This window comes from Solidesulfovibrio fructosivorans JJ] (assembly GCF_000179555.1).
Lineage (GTDB): Bacteria > Desulfobacterota > Desulfovibrionia > Desulfovibrionales > Desulfovibrionaceae > Solidesulfovibrio > Solidesulfovibrio fructosivorans.
On record NZ_AECZ01000001.1, the window covers coordinates 123,718 to 138,063 of the forward strand.

Genomic DNA, 14,346 nt, shown 5'->3' on the forward strand with positions numbered 1-14,346 from the left:
ACCTCGCTCGCCTGTTTGCGACCGGAACGCCTTTACCGTCCGGCCAGGGTCTCCGCGTAGATTTCCACCGGATGCCGTATGGCCAGACTGTCGCCGGCCTGGGACAGCATGTCCCCTATTTGCAACATGCAGGCCGGGCAACTCGTGGCGACGACGGATGCGCCTGTGGCCACGATATTGTCCCGCTTGCGCTTGCCGATGCGTTTGGACAGGTCGTAGTGCTGCAGGGTGAAGCTGCCGCCGGATCCGCAGCAAGAATCCGCCCCTTCCATCTCGATGAGTCGATAGTGCGGGTTGGCCGCTATAAGGGCCCTGGGCTCAGCGGAAATGCCCAAGGATTTCTTCAAATGGCAGGGATCGTGATAGGTGATCGTCACCTCCTTGCCGATGGTTGCGCCGACGGGGGGCGTCACCCCCACGTCCTGGATGAGGAAGGCGCTTATGTCCTTAACTTTGGCCGAGAGTTCCCGAATCTTGATCCGCGTGGACTCGGGCAGGCCGGTGGCCATAAGCGGCCAGATCTTCTTTATGGTGGAAGTGCAGGTGGCGCAGGGCGTCACCAGCACGTCGAAGTCATGGTCCCCAAAAAGGGCCATATTGTGGGCCACGAGGGCCTCGAAGGTCTTGCTGTCACCCGAGGACAGGGCAGGGATGCCGCAGCAGGCCTGACGGTGGGGCATGTAGACCCCAACCCCGTGGTGATCGCAGACCTGAAGAACCGCCTCGCCGATGCGCGGGAACATCTTGTCCACCACGCAGCCGTAGAAAAACGCCGCCTTGAGCCCGGAAGGGCCCCGGGGGGCGTCGCGTTCGGCCTGGCTCGCGTGCAGCGGGGCGCTTGCCAGGGGGGCGAAATGCCGTCCCTCGAGCAGTTTGGAAAAGACCCTGGCGCACGAAGAGCCGATGGCGTCGTTGACGGGGCGGGTGAAGATGCCCTGGAACTTGGCCGCGATGGCCATGACCGAGTCGAACAGCCGGGGATTTTTTAAAAGCCCCCGGAAGATGACCCGCTTGACCGGCGGCAGGCCGTAGTAGCCCGTCAGAAAGGCCCGGGCCTTGAGGAAGATGTCCAGGGCCTTGACGCCGCTTGGACAGTTGGCCTGGCACGAGCCGCACAGCAGACAGGCGTCCAGGCGTTCCTTGACCCCGGCCGGGTCTTTTATGACCTCGTCGGCCAGGCATTCGAGCAGGGCGATCTTGCCCCGGGCCACGTGGGCCTCGAGGCCGGTTTCCGCGTAGAGCGGACACACAGCCTGGCACATGCCGCAGCGCATGCAGACGACCAGCTGGTCGTCGATTTGCTTGAGCAGCCCGACCAGTTCGCGCATCTCGCTCATATCATTCCCCCGTGATCTTGCCAGGATTGAGAATCCCCTTGGGATCCAGGGCCGCTTTGAGTTTTTTGGCGTAGAGGATGGAGCCCTTGCCGACTTCCTTGACCATGTACTTCGACTTGGCCGTGCCGATGCCGTGCTCGCCCGAGAGCGTGCCGCCAAGGGACAGGGCCACGTCGAAGATCTCGTCTATGGCCGCCTCGACCCGCTTCCACTCCTCGTGATCGCGCTTGTCGGTCAGGATGGTGGGGTGCAGGTTGCCGTCGCCGGCATGGCCGAAGGTGCCGATGGTAAGCCGGTACTTGGCCGCGATGGTCTCCAGCGCGCCGACCATGGCCGGGATTTGCGAGCGGGGGACGGTGGCGTCCTCGAGCACTGTGGTCGGGCGGACCCGGGCCAGGGCGGACAGTGCCGCCCGGCGGGCCTCCCAGACCTTGTTGCGCTCGGCCGCGTCCTTGGCCACGTGGATGCGGGTTGCCCCGCTACGCTGGCAGATGCTCTCGACCTCGGCCGCTTCTTCCTCGACCTGGGCCGGATGGCCGTCGACTTCGATCAGAAGAAGCGCCTTGGCGTCGGTTGGAAGCCCGGCGTGGGCGAAGTCCTCCACGGTTTTGATGGTGAAGTCATCCATGTATTCCAGGGTCGCCGGCACGATCTTGGCCGCGATGATGGCGGCCACGGCCTCCGACGCCTTTCCCAGGTCGTCGAAGATGGCCATCATGGCCTTGCTGGCCTTGGGCGGCGGCACGAGCTTCAGGATGATCTCGTTAAAGACCCCCAGCGTGCCTTCGGAGCCGACCATAAGGCCGTGCAGGTTCATGCCGGTGACGCACTTGACGGTGCGCGAGCCGGTTTTGACCAGCTCGCCGTCCACGTCATAGAGGCTAAGCCCCATGACGTAGTCCTTGGTGACGCCATATTTCAGGCCGCGAAGCCCGCCGGCGTTTTCGGCCACGTTGCCGCCGATGGTGGATACGGCCTGGCTGCCCGGATCGGGCGGATAGAACAGACCGCGCTTGGCCACTTCGGCCGCGAACTTGGCCGTGACCACGCCGGTCTGGACCACGGCGTACATGTCGGCTTCGTTGATCTCGATGATCTTGTTCAGCGCTCCGGTTAAGGCCACCACCCCTCCGACGGACGGGATGGTGCCGCCGGAGAGGTTGGTGCCCGAGCCGCGTATGGTCAGCGGCAAACCGAGTTCATTGCAGGTGGCGACCACCCGTCCCAGGGCTTCGGGCGTCTCCGGCCGCACAGCCAAGGCCGGGAGCTTCGGGGGGAGGACCGCGGCGTCATAGGAATACGCATGGCGATCCACTTCGCTGGCCAGGACGTTTTCCTTGCCGACGATTTCCGCGAACTTCTGGGACAGATGGTTGTCCATGTGGTTGCTCTCGCTTGTTGCTTATTTTCCGGAGCGGCCTTCGTCGCAGGGCTCGCCGGCCGCCGGACGGGCATGTTCGGCCACGGGAGCGGCCTCGCAAAACGCGGAGTCGGCGTCGCCGGAGCCCGTTTTGGGAGCGGCGGGGGCGTCGAAGACCGGCATGGAGGCCAGGTATTCCAGTTCCTTATAGCGCTTCTTGTAGGCCGCCTCCATGGTGGTGCGGTAGCGCAGGGACATATCGGGGTGCATCTTTTCCAGGGCCGCGTAGCGGACTTCGCCGCCGAGGAAGCCCTGGAAGTCGCCGGCCGGGGCCTTGGAATCGATGGTCAGCGGGTTCTTGCCCTCGGCCGCAAGCTCCGGATTGAAGCGGTACAGCGGCCAGTAGCCGGTTTCCACGGCCAGCTTGGCTTCCTCCATGGACTTGCCCATACCTTTGCGGATGCCCTGGTTGATGCAGGGGGCGTAGGCGATGACGATGGAGGGACCCTTGTGGGCCTCGGCCTCGAGCAAGGCTTTGAGGGCCTGGTTCTTGTCCGCGCCCATGGCGATGGAGGCCACGTAGACGTAGCCGTAGGTCATGGCCATGCGGCCCAGGTCCTTTTTGCCCGTGACCTTGCCGGCGGAGGCGAACTTGGCGATGGCGCCGAGCGGGGTGGCCTTGGAGGCCTGGCCGCCGGTGTTGGAGTAGACTTCGGTGTCCATGACCAGGATGTTGACGTCCTCGCCCGAGGCGATGACGTGGTCGAGGCCGCCGTAGCCGATATCGTAGGCCCAACCGTCGCCGCCGAAGATCCACACGGATTTCTTGGTGAAGATGTCGGCGTCGGCCAGGATGGCCGCCTGGGCCGGGTCGTTTTTGTCGAGCAGGGACTTCATCTGGTCGCCGTAGAGGCGCGAGGCGGCCGGATCGTCCTTTTTCTCCTGCCAGCCGGCCAGGGCGGCGCGCAGGTCGTCGGAAAGCGAGCCTTCCAGCGCGGCGGCGACGTTGTCGGCGAGTTTTTCCCGACGCTGCTTGAGGGCCATGTTGTAGCCGAAGCCGAATTCGGCCGCGTCTTCAAAGAGCGAGTTGTTCCAGGCCGGGCCGAAGCCTTCGGCGTTGACGGCGTAGGGCGAGGTCGGCGCGGAGCCGCCCCAAATCGAGGAGCAACCCGTGGCGTTGGCGACCATCATGCGTTCGCCGAAGAGCTGGGTGAGAAGCTTGACGTACGGAGTCTCGCCGCAACCGGCGCAAGCGCCCGAGAACTCGAGCAGCGGCTGGTAGAACTGGCTGCCCTTGAGATTCTCGCGCTTGACCAGGTTGCCCTTGTTTTTCAGCGACATGGCGAAGGCGTGGTTTTCCACCTGGGCCGCCATTTCCTCATCGAGGGGCTTCATGACCAGCGCCTTCTGCTTGGCCGGGCAGGTGTTGGCGCAAGAGCCGCAGCCCATGCAGTCCATGGGGAAGACCTGCATGCGGTAGGAAAGGCCCTTGAGCTCCTTGCCGGTGGCCGGCAGGGTATCATAGGAGGCCGGCGCCCCGGCCATTTCGGCTTCGTCGGCCAGGAAGGGCCGGATGGTGGCGTGGGGGCACACGAACGAGCACTGGTTGCATTGGATGCAGTTTTCCTTGATCCAGTGGGGGACGTTTATGGCCACGCCGCGCTTTTCATACTGGGAGGTGGCGGCGGGGAAGGAGCCGTTCTCGGCAAAGGCGGAAACCGGCACCTCGTCGCCCTTCTGGGCCAGGATGGGCCGGATGACCTTGTTGAAGTACTCGGGCTCGTCGGGGGCGGCGGCCTTGGCGTCCGGGGCGGAGGCCCAGGAAGCCGGGACCGCGATCTCGACCACGCCGTCCAGGGCCATGTCCACGGCGGCGATGTTCATGTTGACGATCTTGTCGCCCTTCTTGCCGTAGGTCTTCTTGATGGAGTCCTTGAGCAGGCTGATGGCCTGCTCAATGGGCAGCACGCCGGCCAGCTTGAAAAAGGCCGTCTGCATGATCATGTTGATGCGCGCGCCAAGGCCGGTCTTTTCGCCGATGGCCACGGCGTCGATGTTGTAGACCTTGAGCTTCTTGTCGGCGATCACGCGCAGCATGTGCCCCGGCAGGTTCTTTTCGAGCTCTTCCGGGGTGTTCCAGGGAGAGTTCAGCACGAAGGTGCCGCCTTCCTTCACGCCTTCGAGGATGTCGTAGACGTGCACGTAGCTCGGCTTGTGGCAGGCGATGTAGTCCGCCGAGTCGACCAGGTAGGTGGACTGGATGGGCTTTTTGCCGAAGCGCAGGTGGGAGACGGTGATGCCGCCGGATTTCTTCGAGTCGTAGGCGAAATAGCCCTGGGCGTAGAGGTCGGTGTTGTCGCCGATGATCTTGATGGCCGACTTGTTGGCGCCGACGGTGCCGTCGGAACCGAATCCCCAGAACTTGCACTGCACGGTGCCTTCGGGGACCGTGGGCAGCGGGCCGCCCATGGGCAGCGAATTGCCGGAGACGTCGTCCACGATGCCGACCACGAAGTGGCGCTTGGGCGCGGCGGCGGCCATGTTGTCGAAGATGGACTTGGCCATGCCGGGGCGGAATTCCTTGGAGCCCAGGCCGTAGCGGCCGCTCATGAGCTTGGGAATGGAGCCGCCGCGCTCGACGAAGGCCGCGCAGACGTCTTCGTAGAGCGGATCGCCGAGGCTGCCCGGCTCCTTGGTGCGGTCAAGGACGGTGACCACCTCGGCCGAGGCGGGCAGGACCTTGAACAGCGCGTCCGGGGAGAAGGGACGGAACAGACGGACCTTGACCAGGCCGACCTTCTCGCCCTTGGCATTCAAGTAATTGACCACTTCCTCGATGGTCTCGCACGAGGAGCCCATGGACACGACCACGCGGTCGGCGTCGGGCGCGCCCACGTAGTCGAAAAGCTTGTAGGGACGGCCGGTCAGGGCCCCGACCTTGTCCATCATGGCCGAGACGATGCCGGGCAGAAGCTGGTAGTAGGGATTGGAGCGTTCGCGGCCCTGGAAAAAGATGTCGGGGTTCTGGGCGGTGCCGCGCAGGTCCGGGTGCTCGGGGTTCATGGCCCGGGCGCGGAAGGCGGCAACCTTCTCCATGTTCACGAGCCCCTTCATGTCCTCATAGTCGATGACCTCGATTTTCTGGATCTCGTGGGAGGTCCGGAAGCCGTCGAAGAGGTGGACGAAGGGCACGCTGCCCTCGATGGCGGACAGGTGGGCGACCAGGGCCATGTCCATGCATTCCTGGACCGAGGCCGAGGCGATCTGGGCGAAGCCGGTGGAGCGGGCGGCCATGACGTCGGAGTGGTCGCCGAAGATCGACAGGGCATGGGTGGCCACGGCCCGGGCCGACACGTGGAAGACGGCCGGCAGCAGTTCGCCGGCGATCTTGAACATGTTGGGGATCATGAGCAGCAGGCCCTGGGAGGCGGTGAAGGTGGTGGTCAGGGCTCCGGCCGCAAGCGAGCCGTGTACCGCGCCGGCGGCGCCGGCCTCGGACTGCATCTCCCGGATGGTCACAGTCTGGCCGAAGATGTTTTTGAGTCCCTTGGCCGCCCATTCATCCGCGATCTCGCCCATGGTGGACGAGGGCGTGATGGGATAAATGGCCGCCGTGTCGCTTAGAGCGTACGCGACGTGCGTGGTGGCGGTATTGCCGTCCATGCTTTTCATCTTCTTGGCCATGCTCAAGTCTCCTTGAAAATGTTGTCGTTCGACCGAACAAAAGGAGGTCGGCGTCGACGCTTCCCTCCAGGCAAACCCCGTGCCAATTGTTAAAAGACATTTAGACTTCGATGAGTTGTCGATTCGATGAACCCACTCCAGGCTCTGATGCGCGAGGGGTATCCGATTTTTCGGATACCGCTACGCAGCCTAATACCGCGAAATGTATGGTTTCGTAAAGCGGGACCCATGAATGGGCGTTGTCCGGAATTCCAGACGGGCGGCATTCGTCTGAAAAATCAGACACCAATAGCCTCCTTGTCCGCAGGGAAAGGGATTCCCGCTGATTGATGCCACAAACGCCATCGGATGGCACGGGAAAAAGCCGGAAAAGGGATTTGTTACAAAAATCGCAATTGGTGTCCGGGAAAGACGTGTTTTGCGTCCTGTCGCATGGGAAGGGACTTTTTTTGCTGGCGGGCATCCGGTGACGGTCCAGCCAGGCCCTGGCCACAGTGGTGAAACCGTACCCGGTCGGGCCAGGCAGGGAAGGGTCAGTCTGGAATGGCCAGATTGTTTTTCTTGAGCAGGGCGTAGAAGTGGGACCGGGAAAGCCCGGAAACCGCGATCATGGCGGCCACGTCGCGGCCGTGTTCCCGCAGCAGTCCTTCCAGGTATCGCCGTTCCATGGCCTCCTTGAAGTCCTTGAGCGACTGACGGGGAGCGGGGAACGCGGCGGAGGGCCCGACGGCGGGTTCGGGCCGGGGCTGCCCCCCCGCCTGCCGACCCTTTTCCAGGCTGGACTTCGTCACCTTGATGCGCAGGTCCCGGGGCAGGTGCATGCTGTAGAGCGTTTTTTCCCGGCCCGAGGCCAGAAAGGCCCGCTCCAGGACGTTTCGCAGTTCGCGCACATTGCCCGGCCAGTCGTAGGCCTCGAGCATGGCCAGAAATTCCGCGTCAAAGCCCTTGGGCGGCAGGTTGTACTCGACGCAAAGCCCGTCCACGAAGGTGAGGGTCAGGGGTTTTATGTCCTCCGGGCGCTCGCGAAGCGGCGGCAGGGCGAGCCCGATGGTCTTGAGCCGGAAATAGAGGTCGCGGCGAAACTGCCCCGCCTCGACCATAGCCTCCAGGTTGCGGTTGGTGGCGGCGATGAGGCGGAAATCGCTCTTGCTTTCGGCGACCGCCCCCACGGAGCGAAAGGTCTTTTCGTGGAGCACCCGCAAAAAGGTCTTTTGCAGGGAAAGGGGCATCTCCCCCACCTCGTCCAGAAACAGCGTGCCGGCGTTGGCCAGCTGCACCAGACCCACCCGGTCGGCGTCGGCCCCGGTGAAGGCGCCTTTTTTGTGGCCGAACAGCGTGCTCTCGACGAGGGTTTCGGTCAGGGCCGCGCAGTCCACGGTGACGAAGGCTCCCTGTGCCCGGGAACTGTTGGCGTGGATGAGCCGGGCGAAAAGCTCCTTGCCGGTGCCGGTTTCGCCGGTGATGAGCACGGCCGCGTTCGACCCGGCCGCATGGGCCACCTGGTCGAGGCAGGGTTGCATGCGGGGGCTTGCCGCGACACACCCGGAAAGGGTGAGGGACACGGGCGGTCGGTCGCAATGCCGTTCCTCGCGGTAGCGCAGGGCGCGCTTGAGCGTCAGCATGATCTGTTTTATCGGCGAGGGTTTGACCAGATAATCCCAGACTCCCTCCTGGATGGCCAATTCCGCCCCGTCCGGGTCGCCGATGCCGGTGAGGATGATGACCTCGGGCGCGTCCGGCAGGCGTTTGATCTCGGGCAAGGCGGCCAGGCCATTGCCGTCGGGCAGGCGCACGTCCAGAAACAGCACGTCGAAATTGTCGCTGGCGAGCAGGTCCAGACCGGCGGCGAGGGTGCCGGCGGATTCGCTGGTCAGGCGCATCTTGCGGGTGAGGCTGGCGATGGTGTCGCGGACTTCGGGGTCGTCGTCGATGATGCAGACGGATTTCATGCGGCTTTGGTTTGCGGTTTGGCGTCGAGCACTTCGCGTATGGCCGCGGAGATGATCGCCTGGTTGTAGGGTTTGAGCACGATTTTTTTGATGTTGCCGGCGACTTCCCGCTGCTCGATGTCGCCCAGGCGGCCGGAAACGAGGATCACGGGCAGGTCGGGCCGGATGGCGGCGATTTTGCTGGCCAGCTCCAGGCCGTTTATGTCCGGCATGTCGTAGTCTGTAATGCACACGTCGAAGGCCTGCGGGTCAAGGGCGAGCTTGGCCAGGGCCGAGGCGCCGCCGCCGTGGGCCGAGACTTCGTGGCCGAGTTGGGCCAGGACGCGGGGAATGGTGATACGCTGGTCCTCGTCGTCCTCGACGAAAAGAATGCGGTCACGGCCCTTGTTGGGAGGGTCGATCTGGGGCGGCGGCACGGCGTCGGCCTCGGCCGGCAGTGGCAGATAGACGTCGAAGTCCGTGCGCGTGCCGGGCTGGCTCACCACCCGCACCGCGCCGCGATGGCTTTTGACAATGCCGCGAACCACGGCGAGCCCCAACCCCGTGCCTTCGCCCTTCTGCTTGGTGGTGAAAAACGGGTCGAAAATCTTGTCCAGGATTTCCGGCGGGATGCCTGGGCCGGTATCCACGATGGAGAGTTTCGCATAGCGGCCGGCCCGCGCGCCGACATGGCCGGCCTGCGTCTCGTCGAGGGCTTCCTCGGCCAGGGACACGGTCAGCAGGCCGCCGGTCTCGCGCATGGCCTGAAAGGCGTTGGTGCACAGGTTCATGACGATCTGGTGGAGCTGGGTGGGGTCGGCCCGGCAGGTCACGGCCCGCTCCGGCACATCGAGCACGATCTTGATGTTGCGGGGCACGGACGCCTTGATGAGCCCCGCCGCCTCTCCCACGACATCGGCCACGTTTATGGCCGCGAATCCGGCCTGGGACGGCCGGGTGAAGGACAGGATCTGCTTGACCAGCCGGCTGCCGCGATGGCCGGCCTTGAGCACCCGGCGCATATCGTCCCCGATGGGCTCGTCTTCGGGCAGGTCGAGCAGGGCCAGTTCGGCCGAGTTGATGATGGAAGTGAGAATGTTGTTGAAATCGTGGGCGATGCCGCCGGCCAGGGTGCCGATGGCCTCCATCTTCTGGGACTGGAGCAGTTGGCGCTCCAGACTCACTTTCTGGGTCACGTCCTCGGACGTGGACAGCACACCCACCACCGCCCCCCGATCGTCGTGGAGCGGCACCTTCTTGATCTCGAGCAGCACGTCGGCCCCGCGCACGTTGCGGGCGGCCAGCTCCCCGGCCACGGTGCGGTTGTTGCGCATGACGTCGATGTCCGTGGCCCGCACGGCGTCCATGTCCTCCCGGCTCAGGGGCAGGGCATAGTCGTCACGGCCCTTGAGCTCGTCCAGGTCGGCAAAACCGAAAAATTCGATAAAGGCCCGGTTGGCCCCGATATAACGCAGGGATTTGTCCTTCCAGGAAACGAGCTGGGGAATGTTGTCGAGGACAATGCGCAGCATTTCCTGGGATTCCCGAAGCGCCCGCTCGGCCTCGTGGCGCTTGGTCACGTCCTCCACCACGCCTTCGACATAGGCCAGGTAGCCTTCGCGGTCGGCCACCAGACGCAGGTTGACGTTGGCCGTGATGATGCCGGCATCGGGCCGGGCGAACCATGTCTCGAAGGTGGCTGTGGCCTGTTCGTCGAGCGCTGAGCTGATGTGCTCCTCGAAGCGCTGCTGGCCGGAAAAAAGGACCTCGACCAGATTGCCCCGGCGTCTGGTCAGTTCGTCCAGGCTTTTTACGCCGAGCATGGCCAGCAGGGCCGGGTTGACGTCCACGGCCTGGCCGTCCGGGGTCATGCGGAAAATGCCGAGGGCCAAGTTCTCGAAGATGCCCCGGTATTTTTCCTCGGCCAACCGCAGTTTTTCCGAGGCCTTCTTCAGCTCTGACACGTCGTAGAGCACGCCGACCAGGCCGGCGATTTCGGTCTTGGCGCTGGCGTAGACCGCCCGGTGCAGAATGACCGAATGGGGCAGGCCCTGGGCGTCGAGGAGTTCGGCTTCGCCGACGCGCACGCCGGGCTCGCGCAGAAGGGATGCGTCGTCGCGGTCCAGGAAGCGGGAAAGGGGGGCATCAGGCACTTCGGAGAAGGCGCGCGACGTCGTCTCGGCCTCCCCGGGTAGGCCGCACCAGTGGCGAAAGGCCGGGTTGCAGCCCCGGTAGGCTCCGGCGGCATCCTTGAAATAGAGCGGAATGGGAATGGTGTTGACGAGCGTTTCCATGAAGGAAAGCTGGTCCTTGATCTTTTCCTCCACCGAGCGTCGGCGCAGGATGTTGGTCACGAGCAGGACCATGACGTAGCACAGGATGAGAAAGCTTATGATGATGGTCCAGAAGACGGCGATGTTGATGTGGTAGAACGGGTAGGGCTCGTTTATGAGCGTGTAGCCCGGCGGCAGCTTATCCGTGGTGATGCCGAGGCGCAGCATCTCCTTGTAGTCGAAAATGTAGCTGTCCGCGGTTTTGGTGACGATGGGCAGGGAGGCGACGGTTGCGCCGTGGAGGAGTTTTTCCGCCATGTCCGCCACCAGCCGGCCTTCCTCGAAGCCGCTGTGCAGCTTGCCGCCGACAATGCCGTGGCCGAGCATGAACCGCCAGGCGCTGTAGATGGGCACGTCGGAATTGGCTCGGATGGCGGCCAGGACCTCGGTGACCGAATAGACGTCCTTTTGCGTATCCTTATAAAAAGGGATGAGGAAGATCATGGCGTCGCCGGGCAGTTTGCGCACGGTGTCGAGGATTTGCGGCAGGGTCAGGTTGTCCTGGAACTCAAAGCGCAGCCGGCCGGCGAAATCCGGTTCCACGGCCTTGATCTGGTTGCCGATGGCCACGCCGGTTACGGAAGTGTCGCCGAAAATAATGAGCCGGCGGCGGTTGGGATGAAAGCGCAGGGCCAATTCCAGGGTTTCACGGATGTCGGGCTCCTCGAGCACGCCCGTGAAATTGGGATGGCCGGTGAGCCAGTCGGGATGAAAATCGTTGACGCCGCAAAATACGACCGGCGTGCCGGGGAAAAGCTCGTTTTGATATTGCCGCAGGAAGTTGAAGGCGAAATTGTCCGAGGCCAGGATGACCTCGAAATGGGTGTTGCGGTATTTGAGCTTGTAAAAGTCGTGGAGCATTTTGCGCAACACGGGATCGGTGTACTTCTTCGAGTCCATGTACTCGATTTGCAGATCCACGTTGTATTCGGAATGCGCGAATCCGGCCCGGATGCCGGAGAGTATCTCGTCGGACCACTGGTAGCCGTTCTGGTAGGAATTGAAGTAGAGGACGTTTTTGCGGATTTTTTCGGCCGCAACCGAGCCCGGCCAGAATGAGGCCGCCAAAAGCAGGCAGAAAATGAGCCGTCGGGCCATGGGTGCTCGCGGGATGGGGGGCGTTGGCGCAGGCTGGACCATGCGTCCGAATATTCTTGCCTTGGCCGCCCGGGAAGTCAAGGGAGCGGGCTTCGCATCGGTCTTTGGGCGGGACCCGCGCCGCGCACTTTTTATCACGTTTTTTTATATTTTTAATGTTAACTTTTTCGGTGTGTTGACAAAAGCATGGCAATTTCGGGCTTGTACGGGTTTTCAATATAGGATAAATTATGTTTTATTAATCTTATATCGGAGCCCGGTCGATCAACCGAGCGACCGGCGACACAGGAGGTATGTCATAACGTTGCTCGCATGGAATGACCGCCTTTCAGTGAATATCGCGGAAATCGATTCGCAACACAAAAAGCTGGTGGACATGGTCAATGAGCTTCATGACGCCATGAAGGCGGGGAAAGCCGAAACCGTGATGGTGCATATCGTCAAGGAAATGAAGCAATACGCGGCGTCGCACTTCGGCTTGGAGGAGCGGTACATGAAATCGAACAATTATCCGGATTACAAGCCGCATAAAACAGAGCATGACAAGTTCGTCGCCAAGGTTGTCCAAGTGGAGCAGGACTGTAAGGCGGGGAAGTGCGCCATGTCCATGGACATTCTCAATTTTCTTTCCAACTGGCTGGTGAACCACATCAAGGGAACGGACAAGAAGTATGCGCCGTTTTTAAACAACTGCGGCATACACTGAGGCGCCAATGCATCTGGCATCACCTGCAACCTCATTTGCGCCCCTTGCCCTGGGTCTTGCCGTGGCGGCAGGGGGCGTTTTGGCTTGGGATGAGCGGTGGCGGCCAGGAGTGATTGTCCTTCTGGGGGTATGCGCCGTGGTTCAATTGGCAGCTCTTTTCACCGCGCGCCGGGAAAAAAGGAACTTGGTAAACGACCTCAACACGCTGCTTCCACGGGGGCTGGGGACGGATGGGATAGGCGACCCCGACCGCCTGATCGCGGCGCTGCGCAGCCACATGCTGGCTGTCGGCGAGGAGCTGGGCAGGATTCTCGACCTGCTCGCCCATCCGCCCTTTCCCTGCATGACGGTCATCTGTTCGGGGGAAGTGAGCTGGCAAAACGATTCCATGGAACGCTTCCTTCAGGGACTGGGGCTGACCGGCGCGGCCGATCCGGTGGCGGCCTTTTGCGCCAGGACCAGCGCCGGGAGCTGGGAAAACCTTCGCAGCGGCGAGTGGACCGGGGAAGGCCTGCGTCTGGACGGCCCCCAGGGAGAACGCCTGTTGCAAGCCGACGTGGTCCCGTTGGAAAAGGACGGCGGCTGTTATCTCTGTGTCTTGCAGGACGTGACGAAGCGGCAGCGCGAGGCCGAGTGCTTGAAAACCCGGCATGCCGCCCTAAGCGACGCCAATGCCCGGGTCGGCGCGCAGGCTGCCGCCTTGGAGGCGCTGGCCCGGGACATCGGGAAATCCCTGGAGGGGCTGGTCGCGACGATGGATATGTCCAAGGAACAGTCCGGCCAGGTGGCGCAGACCATCCAGGAAATGACCGACAACGTGCGCGTGATGGCCCCCAGGCGGCGGAAACGGCCCAGGCCGCGACAACGGCCGGCGACCGCGCCCGCGAGGGCCTCGAGACGGCCGATCGGACCGCGGCGGTATCCCGCACGTTGGTCACGTCGTATGACCAGCTGCAAAAGATCCTGTCCCAGCTCGTGCGACAGGTCGAAAGCATCAGCACCGTGGCCGGCCTTATCTCGGATGTTGCCGACCAGACCAATCTGCTGGCGCTCAATGCCGCCATCGAGGCGGCCCGGGCCGGAGAGGCCGGACGCGGTTTCGCTGTCGTGGCCGACGAGGTGCGAAAGCTGGCCGAAAAAACCCTGACCGCCACCCGGGAAGTGCATGCGACCATCCAGGCCATCAGCTTTTGCTCCAAGCAGGCGGTCGCGTCCATGGCCAGCACCCGCCGGGAACTGGACACGTCGTTTGATCTGGTCCAGTCGGTGGAGAGCAAGTTCAAGGCCATCGCCGGGGCCATGGTGACCGCGTCGCGGGCTATCAAGGACATTGCCCAGCGGGCCGAAAAACACTGCGCCACCGGTTTTGAACTCAATATGTGCGCCATCAACGTGACGGACAACACAGAGGACATGTGCGAACAAGTCCATGACGCCAGTCGGGAGCTGCATCGACTCGTCGGCGAAGCCGGCAAGGCGCGCCTCCTCGCTGCCGCGTCCGAAGCGACGGAGCCTGTCGCCCTGGCCGAAGCGAAATGACGGCGTCACCCGGCGGCCTTCGGTACCTTGCCGGACGGGAAGATTGTGAGAAAGGGCCGTGGCGGATGTCTGCAACCTGCCGCGGCCCTTTTGGGGGCCTGGGCCTTCCAGCATGTTGGATGAAGGGTTTCGGGCTGGTTGCCTCGCTCGCCACGGGTTGATCGAAATCCGGGAACCGGCTATCCTAGACAACTTACGGAAGCGTTTCGTCACCGGTGTGGCGCCTGGACTTCAAATCCAGTGGGACGTCGCGAGGCGTCCGGTAGGTTCGACTCCTATACGCTTCCGCCATCATTAGATTTTTGTTTTTCTGGCCGCTACTCTTCTTCATCCTGGACCGCTCCTGGTCCCACTCCGGTCC

General features: G+C 63.1%; 8 protein-coding genes and 1 tRNA gene. 3 read left to right on the top strand and 6 right to left on the bottom strand.

The window, feature by feature from the left end; genetic code table 11:
- Window positions 1–32: 32 nt before the first annotated feature.
- From DESFRDRAFT_RS00580 to DESFRDRAFT_RS00600, 5 genes are all read right to left on the bottom strand, one after another.
- Window positions 33–1,337 (bottom strand): (Fe-S)-binding protein, encoded by a 1,305-nt coding sequence (locus DESFRDRAFT_RS00580; RefSeq protein WP_005990101.1) that lies wholly within the window; start codon window positions 1,335–1,337, stop codon window positions 33–35.
- Between the two features lies 1 nt (window position 1,338).
- Complete coding sequence (locus tag DESFRDRAFT_RS00585) at window positions 1,339–2,718, bottom strand: FAD-binding oxidoreductase (protein WP_005990103.1); 1,380 nt, start codon at window positions 2,716–2,718, stop codon at window positions 1,339–1,341.
- 21 nt (window positions 2,719–2,739) lie between these two features.
- On the bottom strand, window positions 2,740–6,381 hold the full coding sequence (gene nifJ, locus DESFRDRAFT_RS00590) for a pyruvate:ferredoxin (flavodoxin) oxidoreductase (RefSeq protein WP_005990105.1): 3,642 nt from the start codon (window positions 6,379–6,381) through the stop codon (window positions 2,740–2,742).
- A 533-nt stretch (window positions 6,382–6,914) separates the two neighbouring features.
- Window positions 6,915–8,330, bottom strand: coding sequence for a sigma-54-dependent transcriptional regulator (locus DESFRDRAFT_RS00595; protein ID WP_005990107.1), 1,416 nt, complete (start codon window positions 8,328–8,330; stop codon window positions 6,915–6,917).
- Window positions 8,327–11,740, bottom strand: a complete 3,414-nt coding sequence (locus DESFRDRAFT_RS00600; protein ID WP_005990108.1) for a PAS domain S-box protein — start codon at window positions 11,738–11,740, stop codon at window positions 8,327–8,329. Before DESFRDRAFT_RS00600 ends, DESFRDRAFT_RS00595 begins: the two co-directional genes overlap by 4 nt.
- On the opposite strand from DESFRDRAFT_RS00600, the gene DESFRDRAFT_RS22610 reads away from it, so the two are divergent.
- Window positions 11,724–12,446: a bacteriohemerythrin gene (locus DESFRDRAFT_RS22610; protein ID WP_199533099.1), complete on the top strand. Its 723-nt coding sequence runs from the start codon at window positions 11,724–11,726 to the stop codon at window positions 12,444–12,446. The genes DESFRDRAFT_RS00600 and DESFRDRAFT_RS22610 overlap by 17 nt on opposite strands.
- 31 nt (window positions 12,447–12,477) lie before the next feature.
- Here the strand turns inward: DESFRDRAFT_RS22610 and DESFRDRAFT_RS22615 are convergent, their stop codons facing one another.
- Window positions 12,478–12,774, bottom strand: coding sequence for a hypothetical protein (locus DESFRDRAFT_RS22615; RefSeq protein WP_199533100.1), 297 nt, complete (start codon window positions 12,772–12,774; stop codon window positions 12,478–12,480).
- 647 nt (window positions 12,775–13,421) lie between these two features.
- On the opposite strand from DESFRDRAFT_RS22615, the gene DESFRDRAFT_RS22620 reads away from it, so the two are divergent.
- Together DESFRDRAFT_RS22620 and DESFRDRAFT_RS00620 are read left to right on the top strand one after the other, a co-directional pair.
- Window positions 13,422–13,985, top strand: coding sequence for a methyl-accepting chemotaxis protein (locus tag DESFRDRAFT_RS22620; protein ID WP_407918611.1), 564 nt, complete (start codon window positions 13,422–13,424; stop codon window positions 13,983–13,985).
- 197 nt (window positions 13,986–14,182) lie between these two features.
- Window positions 14,183–14,276 (top strand) — tRNA-Sec (locus DESFRDRAFT_RS00620).
- The last annotated feature ends 70 nt before the right edge of the window (window positions 14,277–14,346 follow it).